The organism is Eudoraea algarum, assembly GCF_050589645.1.
Lineage (GTDB): Bacteria > Bacteroidota > Bacteroidia > Flavobacteriales > Flavobacteriaceae > JBNGOQ01.
This window is the reverse complement of record NZ_JBNGOQ010000004.1, coordinates 553,340-568,197: the sequence shown is the minus strand read 5'-3', so window position 1 is coordinate 568,197 and position 14,858 is coordinate 553,340. Positions and strand designations below refer to the sequence as shown.

The following is a 14,858-nucleotide window of genomic DNA, read 5'->3' as shown; positions in this document are numbered from 1 at the left end:
CCCTCCTACGCCACACCTGTGGTGTAGCTACGGAGGGCTGCGCCCTCCGCTTTTTACTGGTACCTTAGCTCAGTTGGTAGAGCAACGGACTGAAAATCCGTGTGTCCCTGGTTCGATTCCTGGAGGTACCACATCAAGCACAGGACCCGCTCAATAGAGCGGGTTTCTTGTTTTCAGAGGGATAGGGAAACCGCTGCCGCAGGCAGCAGGTTCTGCATTTGCAGCCGGGGTCCCAAAAGGAACAACAAGCACAACGAAGTTAGCCCTGGAGGTACAACAACTGATAGAAAAACATCATCCTTTTCATCCCCATCTCCCACTTATACGCCCATACGCCCACTGGTTACACCGGTTTTTCTTTCCGTGCATTTATTCCACAGTTTTACGGTCCATAACCGGATTTAAAAACAAGACCATGAACATACCGTATTATCTACAGGACCTGCCCATTGGTCCGGAACCGGGGCACAAAGTGGGCAAAGTACATACAAGGGGGTCCCTTTTAGAAAAGAATCTGTTGGACCGCATGGCCAAAAGGGGCACGGGAATTAGCCGGCAGGACATGCAGGCCACCCTGGCACTGCTTACCCAAGAAATCGCCGATGCCCTTGCCGATGGCTGGGCCATAAATACGCCCCGCGCCAATTACGTACCCAGTATAAAAGGGGTCTTTAACGGCAACACGGACCCGTTTGATCCCAAACGGCACCATTTTAGGGCAGCGGTGAGCGAGGGCACGATCGTAAAAAGGAGAATGCGCCACGCCATTGGGGAGCGCATTTCCATACCCCTCCCGGTCCCCCTGCTGATCCAATACACGGACCACGGAAGCCACACGGCAGATAGCGTACTTACGCCCGACAATATTGGTGAAATAAATGGGCAGGCACTCAAGTACGATCTGGCCAATGAAGAAGAGGGGATCTTCCTGGTGCCCGAAAACGGTGGGCAGGCCACCAAGGTAACATCGGTCTCCATACATACCGAAGGGCGACTCATGTTCATGGTGCCGCCATCCCTTACCGTTGGGGAATATATCATAGAAGTGCGCAGGAGCTATACCAAGCAGACCCAAACGCGCATAGGTACCTTGCACCATACCCTTACCGTGGGTTGATACACAATTATGTTGTGCAGATCATCAAAATCCTTGACAGATATAAAATAAATCCTTAGCGGAGGCAAAATACATATCTAGGAGACACAAAGCACATCTCTAACAGATGCATATCACATCTTTGAAAGATGCAAACCTCATCTTTGGCATATCGTGTATATATCTCTGGCAGATTTAAAACAAATCCCTGGCAGATATACGGCATCCCTGCAAAAACAGGCCTGGACCGCCTGCGCCAATACAGCTATGGATAAACCAAAAATCTCCCCTATCTTTAGGAGGTGAACACCTTTTTTGGGTTTCACCGGCAATCAATAAAACGTTACATCATGAAGCACCTATTTGTCTACACTTTCCTATGGATCGGCATGGCCTCCTTTGCTAACGATCTTACCATCTCCAGACCCATACTCTACCAGGAAAATGGCACGTCCTATACCGTCCTACAAATCAGTTGGGACAATGCCTGGCACAACAAGACAAACCATGATGCCGTATGGGTGTTCTTTAAATTGTTGAACAATAATTGGAATACCAGGCACGTGAAGGTCTTGCCCTCTGGCCATGAGGTGGTATCTACCTCGAATGACAAAGATCTGATCCGTTTCGAGGTCCCATCGGACAGTGTGGGCCTGTTCCTTAAACCCGGCAAGCCCTTTCGGGGAAAGATACAGGCTACCCTTAAGATCATGCTCGATCAAAAAAGCTTTGAAAACGCGGACACCTACAACGGCAACTTTTCTGCCTATGGCATTGAAATGGTCCATATTCCCAAGGGGGGCTTTATCCTTGGCGAAGCGGATACGTCCAAAATGGACCAGGGCACACTCTACAGATCCAACGCCTCGGGCGAGTTCAAAGGTCTGTTCCCCGTTACGGCCGAAAATCAGGTCATAGAAATTGGGCCCGGGGAGAACAAGCTGTATTATCAAGCTCCAGAGGCCTATCGCGGCGATCAGGCAGGAACCATTCCCGCTGCGTTTCCCAAGGGGGTCAACCCCTTTTACATTATGAAATATGAACCTACCCAAGGCCAATATGCCCGTTTTTTGAACGCACTGAGCCCGGACCAAAGTCAGCACCGTGCCAATTTTGGGGGAAAGGACTACTACGCCAACAGGGGTTCCATTGTGATGGAACATGGGGTCTACACGGCCAGGGTACCGGATGCGCTCTGCAATTATATCAGCTGGGACGATGCCATGGCCTATGCGGACTGGGCGGGCCTAAGGCCCCTAACGGAATTTGAATTCACCAAGGCGGCAAGAGGTACCGGCAAACCTGGTAAGAACGAATTTCCCTGGGGGACTTCTTCCAAAAGCAATATTCAGAGAAGCGTTACCGATGATGGGGTGCTGGTCATGGCCCAGGGATTGACGGAGTCTCAATTATCCGATGAAAACAAGGAATGGTTTGCCGCATCCTTTTACTGGGTGATGGATTTGTCTGGCGGACTTTGGGAACGGGTCATCAGCATTGGCCACCCCAAGGGCAGGGCCTATCTGGGCACCCATGGCGATGGCGTGCTCACCAATTACGGTTTTGCCACCAACGAGGATTGGCCCAAAGGCGTGCAAGAGACCGGCGGTTTTGGTTTTAGGGGCGGCGGATTTTATGGCTACGGAAGGGCCTATCACGATTTTAATCCCTACAGCCCTGTGGGGTACCGCCCCTTTGGGGGATGGTCCGGAGGCAACCGTGCCAAGGCCTATGGCGGTAGGTTTGGAAGAACGGTCAACGAATAAGGGTGCGCAACAGGGTATGGTGAAAGTTTAAATAAAGGATAAAACATTATTTCAAGCGAAATTAAAATGACACCTAAGGAGTTCGAAAAGCAATGGATATCAAAAAAAGGGAATCTTAATAAGATTAGCCCCAGCCGGCTTGTTAACCTTGGCCTGTCCAAACCAATTATCGAGTTTATTTCTATTTCTGGGCTTCCGAATGATGCACCCCCCTTTTTATCATTTGGCAGCAATACTGATGACAAGTACCGTGGTATTCACAAGCTTACCAAAATCTACGACTTTTTGGAACCTGGATTTGACAAATACGTGGTCATAGGTTCTTGCAGTGATGGTGATCCCATTGTAATCAATACCTTGGATAATGAAAAAATTGAATATCTGGACCATGAAGATTACTTCTCACCAAGATTTTTCAATACTTCGATAATCTCAATGGCTAAATCCTTATTGGCTTACCGTGATTTTGTAAACAATCTTTTGGTTGAAAATGGAGAAGATGCGTATTTAAATTGTGATTTTTCAGATTCACAATTTGAAAAACTGAAACATGCTATTAAAAAAGCTGATAATCAGACTTACGCCAATGAAGGGTTTTGGAAAATCCAACTTGATATGGATTTGGAAATGAGAGAGGACATTCAAAATAGAAATTAGAGAGATTTGTTTTTGACCGCAAACTTCTTGAATATGAAAATTCAAACAAAAAACTGCTTGACATGTTACATAACATCCAAAATAAAATGAATAAAACTGTCATAGGAATTCTTCTTATTTTTCAAATCCCAATTTTTATGGTTGGACAACATGATGATACTTTCGAAATTCAAGGTGATAAGATTGACTCAACTTCTAATTCTGAAATACAACTTTTTGCTGATAAATTTAATCTATGGCTAAAGTCTTCGAATACCGATACTCTCTACACGGATTTACTCCCGGAAAGAATGGTCAATAACTTCGTTCTTTTTTCTGAAGATGGATTAATGATGAAGGACTTAAAATTTCACTCCATTGAATCGTGTAAAAAAGAAATTATCTCAAATCTCCCAAGCCTTAAAAATAAAGATGGAGAGAATTATTGGATTTATGTAACTATGGAAAGTCAAATAAATAAGACTCAACTTATTGAAATACTAAAGTTTTTGAGAGAAAATAAAATCGACTATCAATTCGGACAAGAAGATGAATTTATTTCCAAAATGATAAAAAATGAATAATCTCATATGATTATTGGAATTAAAAAAACAATCATTCTTTTGAACTTCAGGGAACCGGACCAGGGCTTTTCATAGGATACTATTGTTGTATGTCCGTTTTTCCCCCTTTTAGTTTGGGGAATTTAGACCGAGCTTATTTCCTTCCGTATCCAGGAACAAGGCAAAAAAACCATTTTCATCCGCGTGAGCGGTTTTTGGAACAATTATTTTTCCGCCATTTTTTTCTACCTTATCCAGAACCATTTGAAGATCGTCCCCGGCATTTAGATAGATGCTTACCCCATTGGCCGAAGGTTTGTACCCTTCTCCTTTTAGTATTACCCCCGTAACCATCTGTCCTTCGTACGGAAATATTCCCATTTCCATGCCCGGCATTTCCATTTTCTCAATGCTGATATCCAAAATTGCCTGATAAAAATTGACCGCCCGTGAAATATCCGTTGCCGGAATTTCAAAAAGGGAAATAAAACTGTTCATGTCATTCGTTTTTTGTTCTTGGTCGGAAGCTGCTTTTTCTGCTTCTGGAATGGATTTGTTTTGATGGTTACAAGCCATAAGATGAAAGGCAAGTATTATCGTAGCGCTTCGTATAGTGCTGTTCATTTTTCCCGTTTAAAATGATGGTGCAAAGTTCAATTATTTGTAAGGGTCAAAATTGTATAAATGCGACAAAGAGCTATTTGTAGAAAAGCGAGGAAAGGGCCATAGTTTCATTGTCCAAAAACGCTGTCGGAGTAGTTCCCGTAAACTCCTTAAAGTCCCTAATAAAATGTGCCTGGTCGTAATATTCACTTTCATAAGCAATATTGGTCAGGCTTTCCGACTCTTTGTTGAGCAACATTTTTAATGCGGTCTGCAATCGGATTACTTTGCCCAACTGTTTGGGGCTAACTCCAATTTGTTTTGCAAACTTTCGCTCCAATTGCCTTCTTTTGGACAAGTCTTCCTTAAGAATGGTGTTTATGGGTGCGTTTCCCTTTGTTGACAAAAGGGCATCAACGGTTGTCCTTACAATATGGTCAATGGTTGATCTGTCATTTAGCCTTTCCAGGAGAAAGCTTTCCATGATTTGTATGCGTTGCCCAACGTTTGTTGCCCGAATTATTTTTTGTTCCAGTTCCCTGGCGATTTTTTCCTCAAACAATGATGCTATTGGTGTTTCTTTATTGGCCAAGTTCTTAATGGGGACCGTTACAAAGTTGGCAAATCCGTAAGGGTAAAAACTGACGGCAAAGGTATTGACATATCCCGTGGGTTCTATATAAAACGGTTCCATGGTTTGTCCCAATACCATGGCACGGGGTTGAAGGATAAATTCTTCTTGGGACGTATAGCGTTTTATGTCATCTCCTAGGATAAAGGCCATCTCAATACAACCATCGGGTACGATCCGCTGTTTTCCCTTATCCGTTTCAGCAGGAACCTCCAAGGTCCAATAACAGTTAATGAGTGATTGTAAATCTGGATGTGGCTCAAATGTTTGATAGTTCATGATCGGGGATGATTTTTTAAATGGGGAACATCGGTCTCGGCTATTATTTTAATGCAAGTTGATGATTTATTGTATTTCAGTCAAGTAATTCACTTCCCAGGTCATTAAAACCTTGGATGTAAATCGTAAATTATAGTACCTTCATGATCTTGGAAACCCTAGGGCTTCCACCTTCAAAACCAAGATATCTACTATGAAAAGCATTTATACTTTAATCCTCCTGATCGCCTGTCTTTGCAGTACCTCAATCAATGCACAGGACGTGTACAACAGAAACGAAACGGCCGATGTACAGCACTACGTATTTGGACTTTCCTTAAATGACGACAACAATGAAATAACCGGCGAAGCCCTGATTACGGTAGATTTTAAGGAAGGTGTAAAACCCTTTGCTCTGGATCTCATTGGTAAATCTGGCGCATACGGTATGGACCTTATCGGGGTGTCCGAAGCTGATACGAAGGCCGATTATGTGTACAGCGGGAACAAAATTTTGATTACCCCTACAGCCAACGGACCGACAACCAGAACCTTTAAGGTAAGGTACCGGGGCATTCCGCAAAGAGGGCTCGTCATTGACACCACCAAATTTGGGCAGCGCTCCTTTTTTGGTGACAATTGGCCCAATCTGGCCCGGCATTGGCTTCCCTGCGTAGACCATCCTTACGACAAGGCAACGGTAGAATTCCGGATTACGGCCCCGGATCATTACGATGTGGTGGCCACCGGAAAAAAAATAGAGGAAAGCCATCTTGGAAACGGGTTCAAGCTCACCAGCTATAGCGAATCGGCCCCGGTTGCCATGAAGGTGACCACCATTGGGGTCACCCAGTTCGCCACCAAGCTCTTGGGCATGGTCGGCGACATTCCGGTTACGGCCTGGGTATATCCTGAAAACAGGTTGGACGGTTTCGCCGATTATGCCGTGGCCACCAAAGTGTTGGATTATTTTGTAACACACATAGGCCCTTATCCCTTTGCCAAGTTGGCCAATATGCAGGCCAAGACCCAATGGGGCGGCTTGGAAAACGCGGGGACCATTGCCTACTTTGAAAACTCGGTGACGGGAAAAAACACGGTAGAGGGGTTGATCGCCCATGAAATTGCACACCAGTGGTTTGGCAATTCGGCCACGGAAAACAGTTGGAACCACGTGTGGCTTAGCGAGGGCTTTGCCACCTACTTTGCCATTCTGTACCAGGAGGCCGTTTATGGCAATGACAAACGCAAGGAGGAACTTCTGGTAGACCGAAAGGAAATCCTGGATTATTTCGCTAAGAACCCATCGCCCATTGTGGACAATTCGATCAAAGACCCTATGAAGGTATTGAGCATCAACACCTATCAAAAAGGCGGGTGGGTGCTTAATATGTTAAGGCATAAACTGGGGGACGAAACATTTTGGAAGGGCATACGGGCCTATTACGAGGCCCATAAAAACGCAAATGTCATGACGGTAGATTTTCGCCAGGCCATGGAGGCGGCCTCGGGACAGGAACTGGCAGACTTCTTTGAGCAGTGGGTGTTTACCAAGGGACAACCAGAACTGGCATGGAGCTGGGCATTCAGCAAAGGGACCTTGGAGTTTTCCGCAACGCAGCTACAACAACACCATACCTTTAAATTCCCACTTGACGTTGGTATCGTTCATAACAATGAAATGACCGTAACCACCGTGGAGATAGACAAAGCATCGGCAACCTACCAGATCAAGGTAGGCTCCAAACCGGATAAGGTAGTTTTGGATCCTGAGGTGTGGCTATTGTTCAGTGAAAAGCAAACCCAATAACAAATCGTCCTTGACCCTATGGTCGTTTTCACCCGCCATAGGCAACAACAAGACCATTGAATTTAGGGAATGGATCCTGCCTACACCGAACTACTGTTCCAACCCATTGGCATGGGCCACCAAAGCGATCATATCTTTTTGCTCGCTTAGGTTTAATCTGTTTTGTTTGATGTAAGACTTTAACGTATTTGCCACATCGGCACCGAAAAAGGCGATCAGCTCCTTTTTGGAGCCTTTAAAATACTTTGGATTTTCGGCATCCCTTGCGATATAAAACGCCTGCCTGTCCACAAATTTATGTGGCGTAGTCTTATGAAAAGAGGTCTTTGCCGCCTGCCCTTCCTTAAAGGCTTTGGAACGTTTTTCGTACAGTCTGTATTTCTCGCCCAATGTTAAGGGAACAAGATAGCCCTCTTCCATATCTCCCTTGCTGTTGCGGTACGAAAGAAACGTGTACTTGGTATTTAATATCTGACTGGATAGCCCAGGACTTTGGTGCATGGCCTCCAATACCGTGCTTCCTTCCTTGCGTATTTCTATCTGATCGGTAAAGGCGTTGTAGCGCATCGGGAAATTTCCAAATACTTTGTCCAGGTAATAGACCGTACCAGGCACAAATTTGTCGGTAAAATACATGGAACCTTCAATATTGGATGCAGTTAATTGGCGCCCATCGGTGGTTTCAGGAAGCTTCTTGCTCAATTCGTTATAGTAGCTAATGGCTGCAAGGTTCATCCCGCCTGCGCCTCCCCCTCTTAATTGGGAAACTTGTTGGAATCCGGCTCCGTTCTGGCCCCATCCGTTAAATCCATACAAAAGGACCGCCGCTAGTAGTGGTAATATCTGTCTCATTGTCTCTAATTTTTAACCCCCTGAATATACGATTAAAATACGGGGCTAAAAAGAATTCCCGTCAAAATGTACGATTTCATATCCCCCTGGGTAGCTAATAGAAATATCCTTCATTGACGTCCATATCGTTGATATATTTTTGAAGCCTTTCCCCTTTCACAAAAGGATGTAAACAGACCAAGGCATCCCCAGAGGGCTCCCGTTCCAACTCCACGAAGAAGTTGTCCATGACAAAAAGCGAAAAGTTGCGATCCTTGGCTTTATATTCCGCAATCTTTTTGCCGTGTTCCAATAATTCGTCCCACTGTCCTTGGTCGGACAGTTCCAAATAATCTAGTATCGTCATCGATCTATGGGTAGAAAGTAGGAAAGAAATAGCGCTATTAAATGTACTACAAAATTGTTAAAATTTTACATATTATTCATACAATTTAGATTATTTTGATCTTTTTTGAATTTTTTATGAAAAATACGGGAATATCACACTGTTTGTCCCCTATTTATCGTCGATTTATCAAAGACTTCCTTTTTTGCACTAGTTTCCCTCGCCAGAAAACAGCGGTCGGTCTACCTTAAATGTTTGTCCCTGGCCCTTTTAAAATTTTAATAGGAAGTTGAGTACAAAGGAAATTATTCGTATGTTTATCGCCATACACCAAAATTAAAATTTATCATGGGAAAATTTGAAATCAAAAAGGATAAGGCCGGCAAGCTTAGGTTCAACCTAAAAGCTGCCAATGGGCAAGTTATCCTGAGCAGTGAGGCCTACAACTCCAAATCTGCCTGCGACAACGGAATTGAATCCGTAAAAAAGAATTCCGGCAACGACGGTAACTATGAAAGAAAGACCGCCAAAAACGGTCAGCCGTACTTTAATCTTAAGGCCAGTAACGGCCAAGTAATCGGTTCCAGTGAAATGTACTCCAGTACATCCGCTATGGAGAATGGAATCGCTTCTGTAAAAAAGAATGCTTCGGGCGCATCCATAGACGACCAGTCTTAAACGCGCGATCATAGGCTTTTAGGACCCAAAAGGTCCATCAAAAAGGGACGGCAAAACCGTCCCTTTTTTGCGTTTTGGCAGTGGCCTATAAAAACACTACCTAGTAAATTCCGTGAACTGCCATTAAAATCGCTCTCTTGTCATCACCGTGCATTTCATCGATGTTTTCCCTGGCTTGCGCCAAAAATCTGCCCTAGGGGGCCTTGCGGCCCTAAATTTGTATTCCAACCATTAAATTAAATGTCAGGTGTATGAAGACAATGTTACTTATTAGAGGAATTTATTTGGATGCATTTAAGAACCTGGGGAACTTCATTGTTAGAGAGTATTTTAAAGCCTTTGCATGGTTTAGTTTTATCATGTTTGCAGTGGTTTTATATGCCTTTATCTTTAGGGTATCCACCGGTTTTATTTTTGACTAAAGCATCTTAATTGTTTAAGCCCAAAAAGATGAAACGCAAATTTGATTTGATCGATTTTTTTGTCGCTCTTGGCTGTGTGTATATTTCTTTTATGATTTTTCTAATCGTTAAAGCCACCAGTTTCATAGGATAGCCCGTCCTTTTTGGACGGCTCCTTGTAACCAGGACTGGATACAGACAAGATATAGCGACCCCTAACCAATAACTTTTAGTTTATATTACGTGTACTTAGTATGCAAAGGCCCCGACAAATTTTGGGGCCTTTGTTTTGTTTCACGGCGCACCTGCCTCCCTTCGACTTGGAAACAATCACTATCTTAGTAGCTTCACCGGTTCCGGGATCATCCGGCCAACCCAAATGCTATGAATAGGACTTGTTTGCAGACCCATTTTTTGATTCTGGTGTTCTCCTTTACCACCCTTTGCGCCACTGGTGGTTTTGGTCAGTCTATCCAAGATAGGGTTCCCATCCTTATAGACACCGATACGGCCAATGAAGTGGACGATCTTTATGCCCTGGTACGGGCCTTGGTAGAGCCTAAATTTGATCTTTTGGGAATTACTTCGGCACAATTCCATACCTCACCGCTGGCCAGTGATACCACTGTTCTGGAAAGCCAAAAGATCAATGAGGACATCTTGGATTTGATGAAAAGACAGGACATCAAGCGTCCTTTGGGGAGCAACAAACCCATTTTGGACAGTAACGCCCCCATGGAATCCGAAGCCATGCACCATATCATACGGATGGCACATCAAATGCCCGTGGGCAAGCAACTGCATGTGGTTGTCCTAGGGCCCTGTACCAACGTGGCATCGGCCGTGCTCAAGGACCCCTCCATAGTTCCCAAGATCAAGGTGCACTACATTGGGTTCTGGCACGATGTTAAGACCAATAGCTATAACAAAAAAGAATTCAATACCGGAAATGACCCTTTGGCGGTTGAAATCCTGTTGAACACCAAAGGACTTGATCTAAATATAATGAGCGCGACCACCAGCCAGCATCTGGTCTTCGAAAAAACGGATGTTGATGCACAGCTAAAAGGAAAAGGCGGTGTTGCCGACTATCTAGTAGAACGATGGGAAAATTATGAGCGGTGGTGGACCCAGAAGGATTCGGAAAAAAAGCGTTGGATCATGTGGGACTTGGCCATCATAGAGGCACTGGCCCATCCGGAACTGGCAAAAAAAGAGGCCTTTACCACACCTGCGGAAAATACCAACCGCAGCATACACATCTATACGTCCATTGAGGTAGAGGAAATGGTAGCGGATTTTTGGGAAAGCCTAAAGCACTATGGTCTTTTGGAAAAATAAAATACGGATACGCCCATGAACATAGATACCCATACGGAAATTACCGAGCTTCAGGATTTTCTTAGCGCCAAAGCCTGGCTCCGCCCGGATGAACATATTATTTCCTTGGAAAAACCAGGAGAAGGCAATATGAATGTCGTGCTTCGGATCAGCACGGACCAACGCACCTTTGTTCTAAAGCAATCTCGGCCTTACGTGCAAAAATACCAACAGATTGCAGCACCAATAGATCGAATCGCTACGGAACACCAGTTTTATTCCGATGTTCAAAGTAGTAAAATTGCACCGCACATGCCCAGGGTCCTTGGTTACGACCCTTCCCATCATCTGATGTTGTTGGAAGACTTGGGGAGCTGTGAGGACATGACCTATATCTACCAAAATAGGGCCATTGACCCTGTCTATTTGGATACACTTATTCAGATTATCGGGGAGGTCCATAAGACCAAGGATACAAAGGATTTTCCGGAAAACCGGGAATTGCGTGAGTTGAACCACCAGCATATCTTTGTGCTTCCCTTTCTGGAAGAAAATGGGTTTTCCTTGGACGAGGTGCAACCAGGATTGCAGTCGCTATCCCAGCCCTACAAAAAAGACCTTGCACTTAAAAAAGTGGTGGAGAAAATCGGTCTTAAATATCTTGCCCTGGGAAACGTCTTGTTGCATGGGGACTATTATCCGGGAAGTTGGATGACCCGGTCCGAACAGCTTTATGTCCTAGATCCTGAATTTAGCTTCGTGGGCTTTGCGGAATTTGATCTGGGGGTGTTAACGGCCCACCTCATCCTAGCAACGCACAAGGTGACCCACCTGAACGCCGTTGCCCAGAGATATCAGGGCCAGGCCGAGAAGCAGTTAATTGCTAAGGTGGCGGGTATCGAAATTATGCGAAGATTAATTGGTCTGGCACAACTACCTTTAACACGAACTATAGCGGAAAAAGACTATCTTTTACAGGCGGCACGGAAAATGGTGCTCACGTGAAATTTGTATCGCAACCCAATACATAAAAACAGTGAAAAACGGCTATTCCTTTTTGGTGCTTACCTGGATTACACTTCTCGTATTTTCCTGCAAGGAAGATAAATCCATACATATTCCCGAACCCACCAAGCTTGCCTACATCGGAGATACCTTAACAATCTCCGCAGATCGATATTATGACAAGGTTTTGGGCGCCTTGGTGGGATCTGCCATTGGCGATGCCATGGGGGCTTCCACAGAAATGTTCCGCCGGACCTACATTCAGCAAAAATACGGTTACATCACTGCACTCACCCCGGCCATCCGCCAACAATCGCCCGAGGGAAGCTGGGACCACAATCTTGAAGCAGGGACCACTACGGACGATACCCGTTGGAAGTATCTGATGGTGAAATATATACGAAAGCACCGGGCAGATATGAACGCCACGGATTTTGCGCGTTTTATAACCAATTACTACAGGACTGTTGCCACCGACCTAGTGGAACCTAAAATTTTGACCAATCCGGATGAACTGGACGAAAAGATAGAGAAAATAGATTGGATCAAGGAATGGGCACGCGTTGCCTTCGCCTTCCAAACTGGCCCGAAGGAGTACCAGGAAGCACAGCATCGGTTTTACGGGGGCGAAATGTCCTGCGCTGGCATGTTGTACACCCCTGTGTTCGGATTAGTCGAGCCAACTCCCAACGCCGCCTACCGCAAGGCATATGAGCATGCCATATTTGACTTGGGCTATGCCAAGGACATTGCAGGTCTGGCGGCGGCCATGACCCATACCGCCATGCGCACTCAGCACATCGATTCCATTCTGGACACCGCCATCTTTGTAGACCCTTTTCGTTATCAGGATAGCCGCTTGGTTGGCCGTATCTCCTACCTAATCGCCGATGCTTCGGAAAATACGGTGCTGATGGCCAGGGAAATAGAGCAAGTACCTGTAAAAGATTCACTTAGCGGAATCCTATCCCCTGTGGATACGCTCGGTTTTAAGATTCCCAAGGGTTATCCGGGAACCACGCTGGAATGGGTACAGCAAGATTTTGTCTACCAGGCCTTGGAAAAGGATGAAAAGGCCATTGCCTTCCACGCCGCAGAAATTTGGCAAATCCTGTTCACCGCACTGAAATTTGGTGAAGGTGATTTTGAAAAGACCATGCAGTTCATCATCAATTACGGGCGGGACAATGATACCGTGGCCGCCGTAGCCGGAATGATCTTGGGAGCCAAGATAGGGTACGAAAAACTGCCAAAGGCGCTCAAGGAAGAAGTACTGCGGGTAAACCAAGAGCAAATGGGGTTAGATCTGGAAGCACTGGCAAGGGAATTGGTTGCCCTTTAAAAACACTACCAGATGCTCTTTATTCCCGATATCTCAAAGTCTATAAAATCCATAGCCTTCGCTGAGGTGTTTTCTACCTCAAGGATCTCGTAGGGTTCACTGGGAAAAAGCTGTGCCGTCATCACGTACTGGCCCTGATTGATAAAAACCTCAACAGAGGACCAATCCAGTAATATCATAACTTCATAAGGTCCATCGGGCAAGGATTCTATGGGCATTTGATGGACCTTGTTTCCAAACTCCTCCTTAAAATCGGTCTTCCCCGATTGGGTACGATCCAGTGAAAACATTTTTCGGTCGCCGTCCATGGTCAGCCTTAAATGTTCGTTGAGCTTGTTTTTAAAGGAAAGTTCAAAATCCCTTGCTGTCGTGGTAAACCGTATAGCAGTTTGATTAAAGTTTTCAGAGAGGATACGCTCCGATTCGTTCGCCGTCAGGGTAATTTCCCTTCTGGGACTCTTTTGAATTAAGGTGTCAAAATTTTTCAAGGGGTAATTGAACAAGCTATATTCCTTTCCCGTTTGTTTTAGGGACAAGTTCCTAGGAACGGTCATGGCGCTTCGCCAACGTTCGGTAGGCGTATCGCGGGCATAGTCCCAATTGCTCATCCAACCGATAAATATCCGATCTCCTTTTGGGGCATGGTTATAGGTTACCCCTGCATAGTTGTCCGTCCCCCAGTCTAACCACCTGTCCTCTTTTTGATCCGAGCTAAAGGTAGTCCCATCAAAATCTCCGATGAAATATTGGGTACCGCTGCCACCATTGGGTGCCCCGGGATTTATACTGATTAGCAAGACCCATTTTTCCATGTCCGTGCCCTCCACGGTTAAGGGAAAAAGGTCTGGGCATTCCCAAACGCCACCATGGGCTCCTTGTTCCTTGCCAAATTCGCTCTCCTTTTTCCATCGTATCAGATCATGGGAATTCCATATTTGTAGATGATCCCCGGCCACCAAAAGCATGGTCCACTGCTCGGCGATGTGGTTCCAAAAAACCTTGGGATCCCTAAAATCCTTTATCCCCTCATTTCCAATGACCGGATTGCCCTCATGTTTGGTCCAGGTATCCCCGTTATCCAAGCTATAGGCAATACCCTGCGTTTGAAAATCCGTCCGGCCCTCCTTTTCCCCTTCCGCGTCATGATAGGTAAAAACAGCCACCAAAGGTGGCGTATCCGCTGTGCCCAAACCGGACGTGTTGTTCCTGTCCACTACCGCACTACCTGAAAAAATGTAGCCGTGCTTGTCCGGGAACAGCGCTATGGGCTTATGGGTCCAATGCAACATATCGGTGCTGGTGGCATGGCCCCAATGCATTGGGCCCCAAACAATATCGTCTGGATAATACTGATAGAAAAGATGATAAATGCCTTGGTGATAGACCAAACCGTTGGGGTCGTTCATCCATTTATCCTGGGGAGAAAAATGATACTGGGGCCTATACGCCTCCTTGTAATCTTCTGAGGTAAGAACCGATTTCATTGTTGGTCGTTGGTCGGCTTTTGGCTTACAGGAAGCTAAAAATAATACCACTAGGCAAAAGCTGCCAAATTTCAACAATTCTATCATA

The 14,858-nt window shown here is 45.4% G+C and carries 15 protein-coding genes and 1 tRNA gene; 11 read left to right on the top strand and 5 right to left on the bottom strand.

Annotation, left to right across the window (positions count from 1 at the left end):
- Positions 1–58: 58 nt before the first annotated feature.
- The 5 genes from ACRD67_RS17690 to ACRD67_RS17670 all read left to right on the top strand — a co-directional run bounded on the left by ACRD67_RS17690 (position 59) and on the right by ACRD67_RS17670 (position 4,082).
- Positions 59–131 (top strand) — tRNA-Phe (locus tag ACRD67_RS17690).
- 284 nt (positions 132–415) lie between these two features.
- On the top strand, positions 416–1,117 hold the full coding sequence (locus tag ACRD67_RS17685) for a DNA-binding domain-containing protein (protein ID WP_430968556.1): 702 nt from the start codon (positions 416–418) through the stop codon (positions 1,115–1,117).
- A gap of 329 nt (positions 1,118–1,446) precedes the next feature.
- Entirely contained in the window at positions 1,447–2,862 is a 1,416-nt protein-coding gene (locus ACRD67_RS17680; protein ID WP_430968555.1) for a formylglycine-generating enzyme family protein, read from the top strand.
- Between the two features lie 66 nt (positions 2,863–2,928).
- Complete coding sequence (locus tag ACRD67_RS17675) at positions 2,929–3,519, top strand: SUKH-4 family immunity protein (RefSeq protein WP_430968554.1); 591 nt, start codon at positions 2,929–2,931, stop codon at positions 3,517–3,519.
- Positions 3,520–3,581: 62 nt separating this feature from the next.
- The gene (locus ACRD67_RS17670; RefSeq protein WP_430968553.1) at positions 3,582–4,082 is read left to right on the top strand and encodes a hypothetical protein; all 501 of its coding nucleotides are present in this window, start codon (positions 3,582–3,584) and stop codon (positions 4,080–4,082) included.
- 108 nt (positions 4,083–4,190) lie between these two features.
- On the opposite strand, the gene ACRD67_RS17665 is transcribed toward ACRD67_RS17670, so the two are convergent.
- Together ACRD67_RS17665 and ACRD67_RS17660 are read right to left on the bottom strand one after the other, a co-directional pair.
- Positions 4,191–4,685, bottom strand: coding sequence for a VOC family protein (locus ACRD67_RS17665; RefSeq protein WP_430968552.1), 495 nt, complete (start codon positions 4,683–4,685; stop codon positions 4,191–4,193).
- A gap of 73 nt (positions 4,686–4,758) precedes the next feature.
- Complete coding sequence (locus ACRD67_RS17660; protein WP_430968551.1) at positions 4,759–5,574, bottom strand: AraC family transcriptional regulator; 816 nt, start codon at positions 5,572–5,574, stop codon at positions 4,759–4,761.
- A gap of 193 nt (positions 5,575–5,767) precedes the next feature.
- On the opposite strand from ACRD67_RS17660, the gene ACRD67_RS17655 reads away from it, so the two are divergent.
- Positions 5,768–7,363: a M1 family metallopeptidase gene (locus tag ACRD67_RS17655; protein WP_430968550.1), complete on the top strand. Its 1,596-nt coding sequence runs from the start codon at positions 5,768–5,770 to the stop codon at positions 7,361–7,363.
- Between the two features lie 90 nt (positions 7,364–7,453).
- Here the strand turns inward: ACRD67_RS17655 and ACRD67_RS17650 are convergent, their stop codons facing one another.
- Together ACRD67_RS17650 and ACRD67_RS17645 are read right to left on the bottom strand one after the other, a co-directional pair.
- On the bottom strand, positions 7,454–8,215 hold the full coding sequence (locus ACRD67_RS17650; protein WP_430968549.1) for a hypothetical protein: 762 nt from the start codon (positions 8,213–8,215) through the stop codon (positions 7,454–7,456).
- Between the two features lie 94 nt (positions 8,216–8,309).
- Entirely contained in the window at positions 8,310–8,561 is a 252-nt protein-coding gene (locus tag ACRD67_RS17645) for a hypothetical protein (protein WP_430968548.1), read from the bottom strand.
- Positions 8,562–8,888: 327 nt separating this feature from the next.
- Between ACRD67_RS17645 and ACRD67_RS17640 the strand changes: the two genes are divergently transcribed.
- From ACRD67_RS17640 to ACRD67_RS17620, 5 genes are all read left to right on the top strand, one after another.
- Complete coding sequence (locus ACRD67_RS17640; protein WP_430968547.1) at positions 8,889–9,218, top strand: YegP family protein; 330 nt, start codon at positions 8,889–8,891, stop codon at positions 9,216–9,218.
- A 251-nt stretch (positions 9,219–9,469) separates the two neighbouring features.
- Complete coding sequence (locus ACRD67_RS17635) at positions 9,470–9,640, top strand: DUF6747 family protein (protein WP_430968546.1); 171 nt, start codon at positions 9,470–9,472, stop codon at positions 9,638–9,640.
- 363 nt (positions 9,641–10,003) lie between these two features.
- Positions 10,004–10,960, top strand: coding sequence for a nucleoside hydrolase (locus tag ACRD67_RS17630; protein ID WP_430968545.1), 957 nt, complete (start codon positions 10,004–10,006; stop codon positions 10,958–10,960).
- Positions 10,961–10,975: 15 nt separating this feature from the next.
- On the top strand, positions 10,976–11,944 hold the full coding sequence (locus ACRD67_RS17625) for a phosphotransferase (RefSeq protein ID WP_430968544.1): 969 nt from the start codon (positions 10,976–10,978) through the stop codon (positions 11,942–11,944).
- 31 nt (positions 11,945–11,975) lie between these two features.
- The gene (locus ACRD67_RS17620; RefSeq protein WP_430968543.1) at positions 11,976–13,286 is read left to right on the top strand and encodes an ADP-ribosylglycohydrolase family protein; all 1,311 of its coding nucleotides are present in this window, start codon (positions 11,976–11,978) and stop codon (positions 13,284–13,286) included.
- A gap of 5 nt (positions 13,287–13,291) precedes the next feature.
- Here ACRD67_RS17620 and ACRD67_RS17615 read toward each other — a convergent pair whose 3' ends face one another.
- Positions 13,292–14,770: a glycoside hydrolase family 32 protein gene (locus tag ACRD67_RS17615; protein ID WP_430968542.1), complete on the bottom strand. Its 1,479-nt coding sequence runs from the start codon at positions 14,768–14,770 to the stop codon at positions 13,292–13,294.
- Positions 14,771–14,858: the final 88 nt, after the last annotated feature.

What these genes read in the sequence shown, in the direction of transcription:
- ACRD67_RS17685 (WP_430968556.1), top strand. Translation starts at nt 416, where the DNA reads ATGAACATACCGTATTATCTACAGGACCTGCCCATTGGTCCGGAACCG.
- ACRD67_RS17680 (WP_430968555.1), top strand. Translation starts at nt 1,447, where the DNA reads ATGAAGCACCTATTTGTCTACACTTTCCTATGGATCGGCATGGCCTCC.
- ACRD67_RS17675 (WP_430968554.1), top strand. Translation starts at nt 2,929, where the DNA reads ATGACACCTAAGGAGTTCGAAAAGCAATGGATATCAAAAAAAGGGAAT.
- ACRD67_RS17670 (WP_430968553.1), top strand. Translation starts at nt 3,582, where the DNA reads ATGTTACATAACATCCAAAATAAAATGAATAAAACTGTCATAGGAATT.
- ACRD67_RS17665 (WP_430968552.1), bottom strand. Translation starts at nt 4,685, where the DNA reads ATGAACAGCACTATACGAAGCGCTACGATAATACTTGCCTTTCATCTT.
- ACRD67_RS17660 (WP_430968551.1), bottom strand. Translation starts at nt 5,574, where the DNA reads ATGAACTATCAAACATTTGAGCCACATCCAGATTTACAATCACTCATT.
- ACRD67_RS17655 (WP_430968550.1), top strand. Translation starts at nt 5,768, where the DNA reads ATGAAAAGCATTTATACTTTAATCCTCCTGATCGCCTGTCTTTGCAGT.
- ACRD67_RS17650 (WP_430968549.1), bottom strand. Translation starts at nt 8,215, where the DNA reads ATGAGACAGATATTACCACTACTAGCGGCGGTCCTTTTGTATGGATTT.
- ACRD67_RS17645 (WP_430968548.1), bottom strand. Translation starts at nt 8,561, where the DNA reads ATGACGATACTAGATTATTTGGAACTGTCCGACCAAGGACAGTGGGAC.
- ACRD67_RS17640 (WP_430968547.1), top strand. Translation starts at nt 8,889, where the DNA reads ATGGGAAAATTTGAAATCAAAAAGGATAAGGCCGGCAAGCTTAGGTTC.
- ACRD67_RS17635 (WP_430968546.1), top strand. Translation starts at nt 9,470, where the DNA reads ATGAAGACAATGTTACTTATTAGAGGAATTTATTTGGATGCATTTAAG.
- ACRD67_RS17630 (WP_430968545.1), top strand. Translation starts at nt 10,004, where the DNA reads ATGAATAGGACTTGTTTGCAGACCCATTTTTTGATTCTGGTGTTCTCC.
- ACRD67_RS17625 (WP_430968544.1), top strand. Translation starts at nt 10,976, where the DNA reads ATGAACATAGATACCCATACGGAAATTACCGAGCTTCAGGATTTTCTT.
- ACRD67_RS17615 (WP_430968542.1), bottom strand. Translation starts at nt 14,770, where the DNA reads ATGAAATCGGTTCTTACCTCAGAAGATTACAAGGAGGCGTATAGGCCC.